Annotated in this window: 13 protein-coding genes; 5 read left to right on the top strand and 8 right to left on the bottom strand. The window is 69.5% G+C overall.

Features of this window, described 5'->3' with window-relative positions:
* Positions 1-162 precede the first annotated feature (162 nt).
* Together ACPL7H_RS02525 and ACPL7H_RS02530 are read left to right on the top strand one after the other, a co-directional pair.
* Positions 163-2208: an aldo/keto reductase gene (locus ACPL7H_RS02525; protein WP_424795562.1), complete on the top strand. Its 2046-nt coding sequence runs from the start codon at positions 163-165 to the stop codon at positions 2206-2208.
* 4 nt (positions 2209-2212) lie between these two features.
* Positions 2213-3238, top strand: coding sequence for a LacI family DNA-binding transcriptional regulator (locus tag ACPL7H_RS02530; RefSeq protein ID WP_424795563.1), 1026 nt, complete (start codon positions 2213-2215; stop codon positions 3236-3238).
* Positions 3239-3292: 54 nt separating this feature from the next.
* Here ACPL7H_RS02530 and ACPL7H_RS02535 read toward each other — a convergent pair whose 3' ends face one another.
* From ACPL7H_RS02535 to ACPL7H_RS02560, 6 genes are all read right to left on the bottom strand, one after another.
* A complete protein-coding gene (locus ACPL7H_RS02535; RefSeq protein ID WP_424795564.1) occupies positions 3293-3592 on the bottom strand; it encodes a DUF4333 domain-containing protein in 300 nt (99 codons plus the stop codon).
* Between the two features lie 248 nt (positions 3593-3840).
* Entirely contained in the window at positions 3841-4296 is a 456-nt protein-coding gene (gene rplI / locus ACPL7H_RS02540; protein WP_424795565.1) for a 50S ribosomal protein L9, read from the bottom strand.
* Positions 4297-4315: 19 nt separating this feature from the next.
* A complete protein-coding gene (gene rpsR, locus ACPL7H_RS02545) occupies positions 4316-4564 on the bottom strand; it encodes a 30S ribosomal protein S18 (RefSeq protein WP_424787293.1) in 249 nt (82 codons plus the stop codon).
* A 60-nt stretch (positions 4565-4624) separates the two neighbouring features.
* The gene (locus tag ACPL7H_RS02550) at positions 4625-5137 is read right to left on the bottom strand and encodes a single-stranded DNA-binding protein (RefSeq protein ID WP_424787292.1); all 513 of its coding nucleotides are present in this window, start codon (positions 5135-5137) and stop codon (positions 4625-4627) included.
* Positions 5138-5147: 10 nt separating this feature from the next.
* Positions 5148-5456, bottom strand: a complete 309-nt coding sequence (rpsF, locus tag ACPL7H_RS02555; RefSeq protein ID WP_424795566.1) for a 30S ribosomal protein S6 — start codon at positions 5454-5456, stop codon at positions 5148-5150.
* A 251-nt stretch (positions 5457-5707) separates the two neighbouring features.
* Entirely contained in the window at positions 5708-8368 is a 2661-nt protein-coding gene (locus ACPL7H_RS02560; RefSeq protein WP_424795567.1) for a transglycosylase domain-containing protein, read from the bottom strand.
* Between the two features lie 231 nt (positions 8369-8599).
* Here ACPL7H_RS02560 and ACPL7H_RS02565 point away from each other — a divergent pair, with 231 nt between their 5' ends.
* Together ACPL7H_RS02565 and ACPL7H_RS02570 are read left to right on the top strand one after the other, a co-directional pair.
* Entirely contained in the window at positions 8600-9679 is a 1080-nt protein-coding gene (locus ACPL7H_RS02565) for an inositol-3-phosphate synthase (protein WP_424795568.1), read from the top strand.
* A 106-nt stretch (positions 9680-9785) separates the two neighbouring features.
* On the top strand, positions 9786-10337 hold the full coding sequence (locus ACPL7H_RS02570) for an rRNA adenine N-6-methyltransferase family protein (RefSeq protein WP_424795569.1): 552 nt from the start codon (positions 9786-9788) through the stop codon (positions 10335-10337).
* 102 nt (positions 10338-10439) lie between these two features.
* On the opposite strand, the gene ACPL7H_RS02575 is transcribed toward ACPL7H_RS02570, so the two are convergent.
* The gene (locus ACPL7H_RS02575) at positions 10440-11243 is read right to left on the bottom strand and encodes an alpha/beta fold hydrolase (RefSeq protein ID WP_424795570.1); all 804 of its coding nucleotides are present in this window, start codon (positions 11241-11243) and stop codon (positions 10440-10442) included.
* Between the two features lie 92 nt (positions 11244-11335).
* On the opposite strand from ACPL7H_RS02575, the gene ACPL7H_RS02580 reads away from it, so the two are divergent.
* Positions 11336-12031: a winged helix-turn-helix transcriptional regulator gene (locus tag ACPL7H_RS02580; RefSeq protein ID WP_424795571.1), complete on the top strand. Its 696-nt coding sequence runs from the start codon at positions 11336-11338 to the stop codon at positions 12029-12031.
* Positions 12032-12079: 48 nt separating this feature from the next.
* On the opposite strand, the gene ACPL7H_RS02585 is transcribed toward ACPL7H_RS02580, so the two are convergent.
* Positions 12080-13744, bottom strand: coding sequence for a DUF885 domain-containing protein (locus ACPL7H_RS02585; RefSeq protein ID WP_424795572.1), 1665 nt, complete (start codon positions 13742-13744; stop codon positions 12080-12082).
* Positions 13745-13781: the final 37 nt, after the last annotated feature.

Raw genomic sequence — 13781 nt, forward strand, 5'->3', positions numbered from 1 at the left:
GCCCGGCACCGACCGTGAGTGCTGCGAGCGCCTGCAGGCGCCGCTCGGCCCGCGCGCCGTTGCGAGGGCAACCCTGGCCTCTTCCGGAGTGGCGACGGGCGGGTCTACGCTGGTCCGTGAACGTTCACGGAAATGCACGACGCAGTAGGAAACGGAGCACAGATGCCCACCACAGTCCGTTGGGCGGTCCTGGGACCGGGCCGGATCGCGAGGCGGTTCGCCTCCCAACTCCCGCACAGCCGGCACGGGCGGCTGACCGCCGTCGGCAGTACCGACGCCGGCCGGGCGCAGACCTTCGCCGAGGAGTTCGGGGCAAGCAGCGCTGGAACCTACGAGCAGGTCCTCACCGACCCGGAGGTGGACGCCGTCTATGTCTCCACCGTGCACACCACACACGCGGAACTGACCCTGATGGCGTTGGCGGCGGGCAAGCACGTGCTGTGCGAGAAGCCGCTGGCACCCAACCACGGCACCGCGATGGCGGTGGTTGAAGCGGCACGCAGTAGCGGAAAGGTGCTGCTGGAGGCGTACATGTACCGCTTCCACCCGCTGATCACCCACGTGCTGGACCTGGTGCGCCACGGCACGCTGGGGGAGGTCCACCACGTGGACGCAGCCTTCTCCTTCCGGGCCGGCGGTACCGGGCGGCTGTTCGATCCGGCCGTCGCCGGTGGCGGCATCCTGGACGTGGGCGGGTACCCCTTCTCCTTCGCCCAGGCGGTCGCCCGCGCGAGCGGGGTCTGCGGTGCCCCCGAACGTTTGGACGCCCGCGGGCAGGTGAGCGGTGGCGTCGATGAGTGGGCACTGGCCACGCTCGGCTTCACCGGCGGCCTGACCGCCACCATCCGCACCGGCATCCGGATGCACACCCCCTCCACCATCGCGGTGCACGGCACCGCCGGCACCGTGACCATCACCGACCCATGGTTGCTGCAGCCCGGTGACGCCGCGGCCACCATCGCCCTGCTCGGGAGCGAACCGGAGGTGGTGACCGCCGGTGAGGCACACACCTACGCCCTGGAGGCCGACGCGCTGGCCCGGGCCGCCGCGGCCGGTGCCGGCGAGGTGCCCGAACTCCCCCTTGACCACTCCCTGGAACTATCCCAGGGCCTGGACCGCTGGCGGGCCGCACTCGGGCTGCGCTACCCCTTCGAGACCGACACCGCCGACATCCCGCCTCTACGGGAGGTCAGCGCCCCCACCACCGGGGGCATCCCGAGCGCACCGATCGAGGGTGCCGGCGAGTTCTCCCGCCTGGTGCTGGGTTGTGACAACCAGCCCGACCTTGCGCACGCCTCGGCCCTGTTCGATGCGTTCTTCGCCAGCGGCGGCACCACCTTTGACACCGCCTACATCTATGGTGGCGGGCTGCAGGAACGCCTGGTCGGGCAGTGGCTGCGCAACCGGGGACTGCGCGATCAGGTCCGCCTCATCGTCAAGGGCGCCCACACCCCGCATTGCGACCCGGAGTCGATCGGGCGCCAGCTCACCGAGTCCCTGGAGCGTCTGGGCACCGACCACGCCGACCTGTACCTGATGCACCGGGACAACCCCCAGGTACCGGTCGGTGAGTTCGTCCAGGCCCTGGACGAACAGATCAGCGCCGGGCGGATCCGCTCCTTCGGTGGTTCGAACTGGTCACTGGCGCGCCTGCAGGGGGCCAACACCTGGGCGCAGGAGCACCAGATGCAGGGCTTCGCCGCCCTGAGCAACCACTTCTCCCTGGCCCGTGCCCTCGATGTGCCCTGGACCGGATGCGAGCACGTGTCCGACCCGCAGAGCCGGCGCTGGCTCGAGGAACAACGGTTCCCGCTGTTGCCGTGGTCGGCGCAGGCGCGCGGCTTCTTCACCGGCCGGGCGCATCCCCAGGATCGTTCCGATGCCGAGCTGGTGCGCTGCTACTACTCCGAGGACAACTTCAAGCGGCTGCACCGCGCGTCGCAGATGGCCGCCGAACGGGACGTCCCGACGACGGCGATCGCCCTGGCCTACGTGCTCGCCCAGTCCTTCCCCACCTTCGCCCTGATCGGCCCACGCTCGCTGGCCGAACTCCGCTCCTCGATGCTGGCGCTGCAGGTGGAACTGAGCGCCGAGGACGTGGCCTGGCTGGACCTGCGTGACCAGGAGGAGGCAGGCTCCGGCCCCACACCGGGACCGGGAGCGGGGGCCGGGGAGTCGCGCGGAAGCGCTCCGCGCGCGGGTGCCTGAGCCGATGGCCGCGCGCGGCAGGGTCACGATCGTCGATGTGGCGGCTGCGGCCGGGGTGTCCCGCCAGACGGTGACCCGGGCGATGAACGACATGGCCGAGATCGCCCCGGCCACCCGGGAGCGGGTGCTGCAGGTGGCCCGGGAGTTGCGGTACCGGCCCTCGCGGTTCGGCCGGGACCTGGTCAGCGGGCAGCGCCGCACCATCGCCCTGGTGGTGCACAGCCTGATCAACCCCTATTACCCAGAACTGGCCTCGGCCGTGGTGGGGGCGGCGGCCCGGCGCGGCTGGAACGTGGTGCTGGCCGACTCCCGGCACGCCAGCAGCCCGAAGCAACTGCTCGCCGATCTCGGTGAGCAGGCGGACGCCGTCGTCGGCTATCTGGGTGCCATCCCGCACGACCACCGGGGTGACCTGCTTCCACTGGTGGTGATCGACGGCGATGCGGGGTCCGGCCATGCGGTGGTGCGTTTCGATGCCGCCGCGGCGATGGCAGATCTGGCCGACCACCTGGCTGGGGCAGGGGTGCGCCACCCGGTGATGGCGGTGCCCGGGTCCGGGAACGCGCGGGCCCGGGAGTTCACCGCCGCGATGGCCCGGCACCAGGTGCCGGTGCGGGTGCTGACCTACCCGGAGCCCGGGGCCGGTGGGGACCCCACCCGCTCCGGCGGTGATGACCTGGCCGGAGGGATCAGCGTGGCAGCCGCACTGGTGCCCGAGATCCAGTCCGGCGCCGCCGCGGCCGATGCGGTGCTGGGTTTCAACGACCTCACCGCGTGCGGGTTGCTCAAGGGCTTCCGCCGGGCCGGGATCGCGGTGCCTGACCAGGTGCGGGTCGCCGGAATCGACGGGCTGAGCCTGGGCACGGTGGTCTCGCCGGAACTGACCACCCTGGCACTGGACCTCGACGAGGTGGCCGAGCACGCGGTGGACCTGGCGATCGAGATCTTCGACGGCAGGACCGTCCCCGGTGAAACCGAAGGCACCGCGCGGAAGGTGTCGCACCGCCTCCTGGTACGCGAATCGGCCTGAGCCGGCGGCGGCGCCGGGCTCAGGCCGATGGGTCGCGCTCAGCCGGTGGGGAACTCAGCCGATCGGCTGTTCGGCCACCTCGATGTCGAAGTAGGCGGTGCCGTCGTCCACCTCGCTGACCACCAGGTAGACCTCGTACTCATCAGGCTCCCCCTCCATCGAGGCCACGCACGTCATCTCGGTACCGATCTCGGCATCCAGGTCACCTGGGCACTCCACATGGGGGCGCTCTCCGATCAGCCCCTCCAGGCTGTTGCCCGTGGTCTCCTCGACCTCGGACTGCCCCACGGCATTGCTGCACGCGGCCAGGAGGAGGAGGCCGGCCAGGAGGACGGCGCTGAACTTCTTGAGCATGATGACCTTTCGTCGGGAGTTCGTGTCGGACCCACTCTGGCGGGCGCGCCCCGCCCGGACCATGGGCAGAACTGCCCCGAGGAGGCGGGCCCGGGCGCACCGCATCGGTGCGGAGGAGGTGCTGGGCGTCCGGGAGGCAGCCTGCAGGATTGGCGGTGCGCCAACGCAGCCCGCACAGCACGCGGCCCGGCACCCGCAAGGGGCACCGGGCCGCGTGGTTGCGCGCTGCACGCGCGATCAAGCGTGGGTCAGGACGCCGGAACGACGTGGACCTCAACGGTCGCGGACACATCGGTGTGCAGGCGAACCTGGACGGTGTGCTCGCCCAAGGACTTGATCGGCTGATCGACCTCCACCTTGCGCTTGTCCACGCTCGGACCACCGGCGGCCGAGATGGCCTCGGCGATCTCGGAGGTGGTCACCGCGCCGTACAGGCGCCCGCCGGCGCCGGCGTTGACGGGGACCACCACGGTCTTGGCCTGCAGTGCGTCTCGCACCGCGCGGGCGTCCTCCACGGTCGCGATCTCTCGCTTGGTGCGGGCCCGGCGGATCTGTTCGATCTGGCGCTCGGCGCCCTTGGTCCAGCCGGTGGCCAGTCCACGGGGCAGCAGGTAGTTGCGTGCGTACCCGTCCTTGACCTCGATCACGTCGCCTGGTGCGCCCAGGCCGGTCACCTCATGGGTGAGGATCAGTTTGGTCGCCATAGTCTTCTTCTCCTCAGCCTCAGCGAGCCGAGCTCGAGTACGGCAGCAGGGCCATCTCGCGCGCGTTCTTGACGGCCCGAGCGATCTGGCGCTGCTCCTGGGTGGTGACACCGGTGACCCGGCGGGCCCGGATCTTGCCGCGGTCGGAGATGAACTTGCGCAGCAGCGCAGTGTCCTTGTAGTCGATCCCGTTCTCGAGCTTGGCTGCCTTGAGCGGGTTGGCCTTCTTCTTCACCACCGGTTTGGTGCGGGGCGGCTGCTTAGCCATGGGGGTACTCCTTGATGTGCGGGTGCCGGGCACGGGCCCGGCAAGAATGAATGGTTCGTATCAGAACGGGGGCTCGTCACCGAAGGTGGAGCCGCCGGATGCCCAGGGATCGTCGGGCTGGTTGCCACCGCCGGAACTCTGCTGGCCTCCGCCGCCGCCGCCGTAGCCACCGCCGCCTCCGCCGCCGTAACCGCCACCTCCGCCGCCACGCTGGGCGCGGGTGACCTTCGCGGTGGCGTACCGCATGGACGGGCCGACCTCGTCGACCTGTAGTTCCACCACGGTGCGCTTCTCGCCCTCACGGGTCTCGAAGGAGCGCTGCACGAGGCGGCCCTGGGCGATGACGCGCATCCCCTTGGTCAGGGACTCGGCCACGTTCTCGGCGGCTTCGCGCCAGATCGAGCAGCGCAGGAACAGCGTCTCGCCGTCCTTCCACTCGTTCGACTGGCGGTCGAACTGCCGCGGGGTCGAGGCGACCGTGAAGTTGGCAACGGCTGCACCCGAGGGGGTGAACCGGAGTTCAGGGTCCGCGGTCAGGTTGCCGACCACGGTGATGACGGTTTCTCCAGCCATGCGGCGCTCCTTAGTCCTCGGCGCGCTTGCTGCGCGTCTCCGGGCGGATGAGCTTGGTGCGCAGCACGGACTCGTTCAGGCCGAGCTGGCGGTCGAGCTCCTGAGCGAGCTCGGGGGTGGCGATCATGTCGATGACGGCGTAGATGCCCTCGGAACGACGGTCGATCTCGAAGGCCAGGCGACGCCGGCCCCAGACATCCACCTTCTCGATGGTGCCACCACCGCTGGTGATGACGTTGAGGAACTTCTCCAACGACGGAGCCACGGTGCGTTCATCGACCTCGGGGTCGAGGATCACCATCATTTCGTAATTGCGCATGCTTTCAACCCACCTCCTCTGGACTTGGCGGTCACGGTCTCTCCGTGACAGGAGGGTGATGCGAAGGCCCGGGCGTGCGCAGGGCGCACGGAGGCCACCCCCGAGGATAGCCGACGACGGCGGCCCTGCGGGCGTGGCATTCCTCACCTAAGTGTTGAACGCCGACTACGCGGCAAGTGTCTCGAGTTCGCGAGCGGTATCCGCCGAGGTCAGGGCAGGTGCCGCGACGTCAGAGGGCTTTCGCCACGGCGTCAGTCGTTGTCCCGGCCGAACAACGGGGGCACCGAGAGGCCCTCCGCGTCGGTGTCGCCATCGCCGTCGCCGTCGCCCCCGCCGTTGCCGCCGCCACTGCCGCCGTTGCCGCCGTTGCCGTTGCCGGGGTCGTCGGTGGGCTCCTCGGTCGGCTCCTCCGTGGGTTCCTCGGTGGGCTCCTCGGTGGGCTCCTCGGTGGGCTCGTCCGTGGGCTCCTCCGTCTCCTCCTCCTCGGGCTCCTCAGGCTCCTCCTCCTCGGGCTCCTCGGTCTCCTCCTCCTCGGGCTCCTGCGTCTCCTCCTGGGTGGGCTGCCGGGTGGGCTGCGGAGCGGGCGGGGCGACCGGCTGGGAGCGCTCGGGGAATTGCTCCACGTCCAGGTCCGCCACCGCCACGGTCATGAAGTCGGTCCAGATCTGGGTGGGGAAACTGCCGCCGGAGATCACGTTCTGGCCGCCCCAGCCGCCCATCGCCTCCTCCGAGCCGTCCTCGCCCACCTGGTACATCGAGACCGCGGTGGTGATCTGCGGGACGAAGCCCACGAACCACGCGGACCGGTAGTCGTTGGACGATCCGGTCTTGCCTGCGGCGGGACGGCCCAACTGGTTGGCGGTGGAACCGGTACCGCGCTCGACCACCTGGCTCATCGCGTAGGTGGCATCTGCGGTGACCTGGGTGTCGACGACCTGTTCAGCGGAACCTTCACCGGTGTAGATCACATTGCCCTGCGGGCCGGTGGCTTCGGCCACGATGTAGTTCTGGTGACGCTCACCGCCTGAGGCGATGGTGGCGAAGGCCCTGGCCATGTCGATATTGCGCGGGGAGGCGCTCCCGAGCACGTTCGAGATCACCGGCTCCAGGCCCGCGGTGTCTTCGGGAAGCCCGAGGCGGTGGGCCATATCCACCGTCTGTTCCGGTCCCACCTCCTGGTTGAGCTGCACGTAATAGGTGTTCACCGAGTCGTAGGTGGCGTGGACCAGGTCGATGTTGCCGCGGTTGCGTGGTGAGTCGAAGTTCCGCACCGGGGCGTCATACCCGTCGATCTCCATGGGGGAGTAACTGGGGTAGCGCTGTTCCAGCGTGATGTCGTTCTCCAGGGCAGCCAACAGGGTGAAGACCTTGAACGTGGACCCGCCCTGGGCGGTGTCCTGGGTGGCGGCGTTGCGCTGGACCTCCAGATAGTCCCGGCCCCCGTACAACGCCAGGATCGCACCGGTTTCGTTGTCCACCGAACTCAGGGCCACCCGCAACTCCTCCGGGGCGTCCTCGGGCAGGTCCTGGGCCGACTCGACCGCAGCGTCCTGCATGGTCTGATCGATGGTGGTGGTGATCTGCATCCCGCCGCCGTCGATCTCCGCCTCGGTGAACTCGGCCGCGACCAGTTCGTCGCGCACCATGGCCAGCAGGTGTCCGTTCGGGCCGGCGTAGACGTTGGTGCGTACGGCTTCGGCCACCTCGGGGAACTCGGCCGCATCCGCCTCGTCCTGGGTGATGAAGCCCGTCTCCACCATGTACCGCAGGGTGCGGCCGAACCGTTCCTGGGCCTGATCGGGATTGATGTCCGGGTCCCAGCGCGAGGGTGCCGGGATGATGCCGGCCAGCACGGCGGACTCCTCCACGGTCAATTCCTCGGCGGGCTTGTCGAAGTACTCCTGGGCGGCCCGCTCGATCCCATAGGCACCCCGGCCGAAATAGATCGTGTTGAGGTAGTTGCCCAGAATCTCGTCCTTGGACTGCTCCCGGTCGATCTTCAGGGCCAGGATCGCCTCCTGGAACTTGCCCGCATAACTGGTGGTCTGGCCCACGTAGTACCGCTCCACGTACTGCTGGGTAATGGTGGAGCCACCCTGGGTGGGGTTACCGCGCACATTGTTCCACAGCGCGCGCAGGATCCCCATGGGGTCCACGCCCACGTTGGAGTAGAACCGTCGATCCTCCGAGGCCACCACCGCCTGACCGACGTGCTCGGGCAGCGTGGCAGGATCGATGATCTGGCGGTCCACCTCGGCGAAGGAGCCCATCGGGGTCTCTCCGTCGGCGTAGAAGACGGTGGAGGTCTCCGACATCGCGAACTCTTCGGGTTCGGGGATGTCGATGGTCAGGTAAGCGGCCACGAAGACGCCCACGCCCAGGGCGACCAGGGTCAGGAAGGCACCCACCAGGAACCGCCAGCCCGGCAACCAGCGCAGCACCGGCCCTTTTCCGCGGCGGGGATAGTTCCAGAACCCGCCCTTTCCGTCACCACCGCTGCTGCCCCGACCGTTGCCGGACTTGCCGCTGCCGGAACCGCCGCCGCCGCGACCACCGCCCGGGCCGCCACCGGATCCGCCGCTGCCCCGGCCCCCGGAGCCAGCCGAACTCTTGCTCGTCGTCGCCGCCCTGGTCCGTGCCTTGGTGGTGGTGCTCGCGCCACTCTTGACGGAACTACCACGCCGCGCGGTACCGCCCCCGGCCGCGCCGACGATCGCCGTCGTCCCTGCGCCCGCAGAGCCTGCGGTGGATCGCCACGCGGGCTTTCCGGCCGGCTGCTGACCTTCAGGGCGCTGACCAGCCAGTCGCTGGTTCACCGGCGGGGCGCTCTGCGGGTACGTCGCCGGGCGTGCGCCTCGTTCGTGCACGCTGCGGCGTGCGGGCCCTGCGTCCCTGCCGTGCTCCTGCGGCACCGGCGACTCCTCGTCCTCAACTCCTGCGCCCGCGCACGGGCGAGCCCTCGCTGCCGAGGGCCTTCACCCAGTATGCGCTGATCGGGCGTGGCTGGACAGCGGAGCGTGACGGTCTTCACCGCCAGTTCACACGATCTGCCCGCCCATCGTGACCGGGCCCACATCTGGCATTAACCTGCAAGGCGAGCCGACCGCCGGCCCTCGGGCCCGGCACGACCATAGGGAGCAACAGTGAGTTCAGTTCGGGTAGCGATCGCCGGTGTGGGCAACTGTGCCGCCTCACTGGTCCAGGGCGTGCACTTCTACGCCGATGCCGATCCGGACCAGACGGTGCCGGGCCTGATGCACGTCCAGTTCGGCGACTACCACGTGCGGGACGTGGAGTTCGTGGCCGCCTTCGACGTCGACGCCAAGAAGGTCGGGATGGATCTGGCCGAGGCGATCGGCACCAGTGAGAACAACACCATCTCGCTCTGCGATGTGCCGCCGCTGAACGTGCCGGTGCAACGCGGGGATACCCTGGACGGGCTTGGCCGGTACTACCGCGAGACGATCGTGGAGTCCGACGCCGAACCGGTGGACGTGGTGGCCGCCTTACGGCAGGCACGCGCCGATGTGCTGGTGTGCTACCTGCCGGTTGGGTCGGAGGACGCGGCCCGCTACTACGCCCGGGCGGCGCTGGCGGCCGGAGTGGCGTTCGTGAACGCGTTGCCGGTGTTCATCGCCTCCGACCCGCACTGGGCGAGCAAGTTCGCCGACGCCGGCCTGCCGATCGTCGGTGATGACATCAAGTCCCAGGTCGGCGCCACGATCACGCACCGGGTGCTGGCCAAACTGCTCGAGGACCGCGGGGTGGTGCTGGACCGCACCTACCAGCTCAACATCGGCGGCAACATGGACTTCAAGAACATGCTGGAGCGGGACCGGCTGGAGTCGAAGAAGACCTCCAAGACGCAGGCAGTGACCTCCAACGTGGGTCACGATCTGGGTGAGCGGAACGTGCACATCGGCCCATCGGACTACGTGCAGTGGCTCGATGACCGCAAGTGGGCCTATGTGCGCCTGGAGGGTCGCGCCTTCGGTGAGGTGCCGGTGAACTTGGAATACAAACTCGAGGTGTGGGACTCCCCGAACTCGGCGGGCATCATCATCGATGCGATCCGGGCGGCCAAGATCGCCCTGGACCGGGGTATCGGGGGGCCGATCACCTCGGCGTCGGCGTACTTCATGAAGTCCCCGCCGCAGCAGTACGACGACGAGACCGGCCGGGCGATGGTGGAGGCGTTCATCGCCGGCGACGCCGAGCGCTGAGCCGCGGTCGACGCGGCGCACACGGCCCCGGGCGGAAAAATACGTGGCGCTGCGGCACGCTTCGTTCCTACCGTGATGCCCATGAATATGTTCTTGATGGTGCGTCGTGTCCGGGAACGGGCGCCGCGGCGCGTGGGGATGGCATCCGCTACGTCCTGACTGGGCCCGGCGGATCGTGGCCGAGTCCGGGGTCGGCGCCGGGGACCTGGTGTTCGACCTGGGCGCCGGCAACGGTGCGCTGACGCTACCGCTGATCGCCTCCGGCGCCGAGGTTGTCGCGATCGAACTGCACCCGGAGCGGGTGGAGGACCTGCGTGCCCGGGTCGCGGGCCGAGCTCGGGTGGTCCAAGCCGACCTGCGCGAGTTCTACGTGCCCGGCCGTCCCTTCCGGGTCGTGGCGAATCCCCCGTTCGCCCTGACAACCCACCTTGTGCGCACCCTGCTCGCCGCTCGCGGTCTGCGTTCGGCGGACCTGGTCCTGCAGCGCGGTGCGGCCCGCGGGCTGAGCCGGCGACCGCCGGTGCCGGCGCGCTCGAGGTGTCACGCCAGGCAAGGACGCGGTCGGCAGTGGAAGGTCGGGGTGGGTCGACATCTTCCCGGGGCGGCGTTCGTGGTGCCGGCGTCGGTGGACGCAGCAGTGTTGCAGATCCGCCGTTGACAGCGGCCGTCGTCGAGCGTGCGGTCCGCTGGGGTGTGGTGCCGTCGCGTGCCCTGCGGTACCGCCGGGTGCTCTTTGCGGCGCCGGGGGGCGGGCGCGAATCTACCTCGCAGCGCCGGCGAACCGGCTGATCGAGCGGGTCAGGGTCGTGTCGTCCACGCCATGCCACTCACCCGGCAGTATCTCCACCTGCGCGTGCGGCATCGCCTCCTCCAACCCGTTGGCGTACTCATACATCTCGGGTGCGGTGGCGCTCGAGGCCACGATCAACGTGGGCTGGGCCACGGACGCGAACCGCCGTGCCGGCGTCCCGGGGAGGAAGGTCAGCTCGTGCAGCAGCGACGGCGCGTCCTTCAGGTTCGCCTCCGACGGCGGCCCCAGTTCGGCCAGGACCTCCTCGGGAACGCCGACGACCTCGGTCTGGAACCACTGGTGCAGCACCTCGGGTCCCTGAGCGAGACGGCGCTCGCCCTCGGACCTGAAGTCATGGTCGGGATCAGGTTCGTCGAGCAGCGGTGGCTCCAGCAGGGCGAGCCGCTCGATCGGCGCACCGGCTTCGGCGGCAATGAGGGCGAGCGTGGCGCCGGAGGAGAATCCGTAGACGGTGGCCGGACCGCCGGCCAGGTCGATCACGGCGGTCAGGTCCTCCACCTCGCGCTGGACGTCGTACCGCAGGCTGTTGCCGCTCTCACCCGTGCCGCGCCGGTCATAGGTCCACACGGTGAAGTGTGCGGCCAGGGCGTCCGGCAAGGTCGGTTGCGGCGTCGTCATCCGTGACACGCCCACGCAGTGGACCATGACCAGATCGGGACCGGCGCCGGTACGGCTCCATGCGATCGGAGTTCCGTCGGCGGAGTCCACCACGCCGTGGCTGCTTGGACCGGACTGCTCGATGGCACTGGTCATGGAAGTCTCCCTGCTGCGGGGCTGTTCGTCCGTACGTCGCGCTATGTTTAACATAGGTCACACGTCGTTGTCGATAGCCCGGAAGGAACGACATGCCGATCAAGCGCACCTATGCCGCCCACGGCGACGCCTGTGCCACCTCCCATGCCATGGAGTTGATCGGCGACCGGTGGACTTACCCGGCACTGCGCGAACTCATGCTCGGCCCCAAGCGCTTCTCCGAACTACAAGCCACCCTTCGGGGCATTACACCCGCAGTCCTGACCGCCAGGCTGCGTGAACTCGAACGCTCCGGCCTGGTGCAGCGGGTCACCCTTCCGGCCCCCGCGGGCGTCACCGCCTACGCCATCACCGACTGGGCGGCCGAACTACGCCCCGTCTTCGAGTCCCTGGCGTGGTGGGCGCTGAAATCACCGGTACGGGATGTCGCCGGGTGCGGGCTGACACCCGATGCCACCGTCCAGTCGATGCTGACGATGGCGCCCCGGATGCGCATGGATCCGCCCCTGGACCTGGCCCTGCACCTCAACGACACCCGCGTCGACGGCAACGCCGAGCCGTACGCCTATCGACTCCGATGGGCGCAGGAACTGTCCATCGAACGCGGCCCGGCCCCGAACCCGCAGGCCACTGTGACCGGGGATTCCTCAACCTGGACCGGTGTGCTCTATCAGAGCGTCGCTCTCGAATCCGTGGCGGTCGCCGGTGACACCGCGGCCGTCGAGCGGCTGGTGGCGGCCTTCGAGGGTGTCCTGGACGCCGCCACCGCTCCGGTGGCAGCGTCCTGACCCGCACTCCGGCTGGAGGCAGGGTCCTGCGTCCGCCCCGCCTGAGGCTCATAGCCGGGCGAGCTCGGCCTCCAGATCGTCCAGGCCGAGGGCGCCCAGGGACAGCGCCTTCATGTGCCAGGACTTCAGATCGAACTCCTCGCCGCGCTCGGCGTGGGCGGTCCGAGCGGCCTCCCGCCCGGCCAGCCAGGCCCGTTCGCCAAGTTTGTAACTGATCGCCTGACCGGGCCAGCCCAGGTACCGCACGACCTCCGAGGAGATGAAGTCCCTAGAGCGTCCGGAGTGCGCGGCGAAGAATCGCTCGGCGAGTTCGGGCGTCCAGGTCTGTCCCGGGGCGATCGGGGAGTCGGCCGGGATCGTCAGTTCCAGGTGCATCCCCAGGTCGATGACCACCCGGATCGCTCGCATCATCTGGCCATCCAGATACCCCATCCGCGCCTCGTCATCGAGATAGCCCAACTCGTCCATCAACCGTTCGGAGTACAACGCCCATCCCTCGGTGACGCCGGATGAGGAGCCCACCGAGGTCTGGAATGTGGACAACTGCGGCGCCATATAGGCCCACTGCGCCAACTGCAGATGGTGGCCCGGTACGCCCTCGTGGTACCAGGTGCTGACCAGGTCATACATCGGGAAGGACTCCCGGCCGAGCGTCGGTAGCCAGGTGCGGCCCGGGCGGGCGAAGTCCTGGGACGGGCGGGTGTAGTAGGGAGCCGCGGCCGAACCGGCCGGAGCGATCATCGCCTCCACGCGTCTGATCGGCTCGGCGATGTCGAAGTGCGTGCCGTCGAGTTCGGTGATCGCCTCGTCCATCATCTGCTGCAAGCGCCGGCGGACCTCGTCCTCGCCGTGGATCACCGTGCCGTGTTCATCGAGGTGCCGCATGCACTCCACCGGGGTGGAGCCGGGCAGGATCCTCTCGGCCAGCTCGCGCATCTGGGCGTCGATCTGCTGGTACTCCGCCCAGCCCCAGGCGTAGGCCTCGGCCGGGTCGACGTCGGCGCCCATCACACGGCGCGCGTTCAGCCGGTAGCGCTCCTCGCCGACGGCGTCGGGCGTGCCCTCGGCTTCCGGCGCGTACGTGGTGCGCAGGTACCGAGCCAGGTGGGCGGCGGCCTCGCCGGCGGCCCGGGCGGCATCATCCAGATCCGCACGCAGGTGCTCGGGACCGGCGGAGACGAAGTCCGCGAACCACCCGGTCTGCACCCACTGGTCGATCAGGTCCGCCAGGGCCAGCGCCTGGCGGGGTGCGGCCAGCAGACCGCGGGATCGGCCCTCATCCAGGCTCGCCTGCCAGGAGGTGTAGGCCCGGGGAACCCTGGCCATCCGGCGGGCGATCACCGCCCAGTCCTCATCGGTGCCGGTGGGCATCAGGGAGAATACCTGCCGTACCGCTTGCGGCGGACCGAAGATGTTCCGGATCTCCCGCAGGTGCTCCCCGGCGTCGTGGGACTCGATGATCACACCCAGACGCTCCCGCAGGAGCGTGGTGCAGCGCCGTTCCAGGTCGTCCCAGCCGGTGGAATCCATCCGGTCCAGTTCAGCGAGGGTCTCACTGGCCAGGGTCGTGCGCTCGTCGTGGCCGGCCGGGGAGAAGTCCGGGAGAGCGTCGTCGTGCGGGAACAGGCCCAGGCCGGTGTTGACGATCGGGTTCAATTCAGCGAGGCGGTGCACGTAGCGGTCTGCCAGTTGCCGCGGGGTGAGTGAGTCCATCTGCCCATGGTGGCGTATCCGGGCCGCCTCCGCGTGC

Origin of the sequence: Pseudactinotalea sp. Z1732, from assembly GCF_049724975.1 — a bacterium.
GTDB lineage: Bacteria > Actinomycetota > Actinomycetes > Actinomycetales > Beutenbergiaceae > CALKWS01.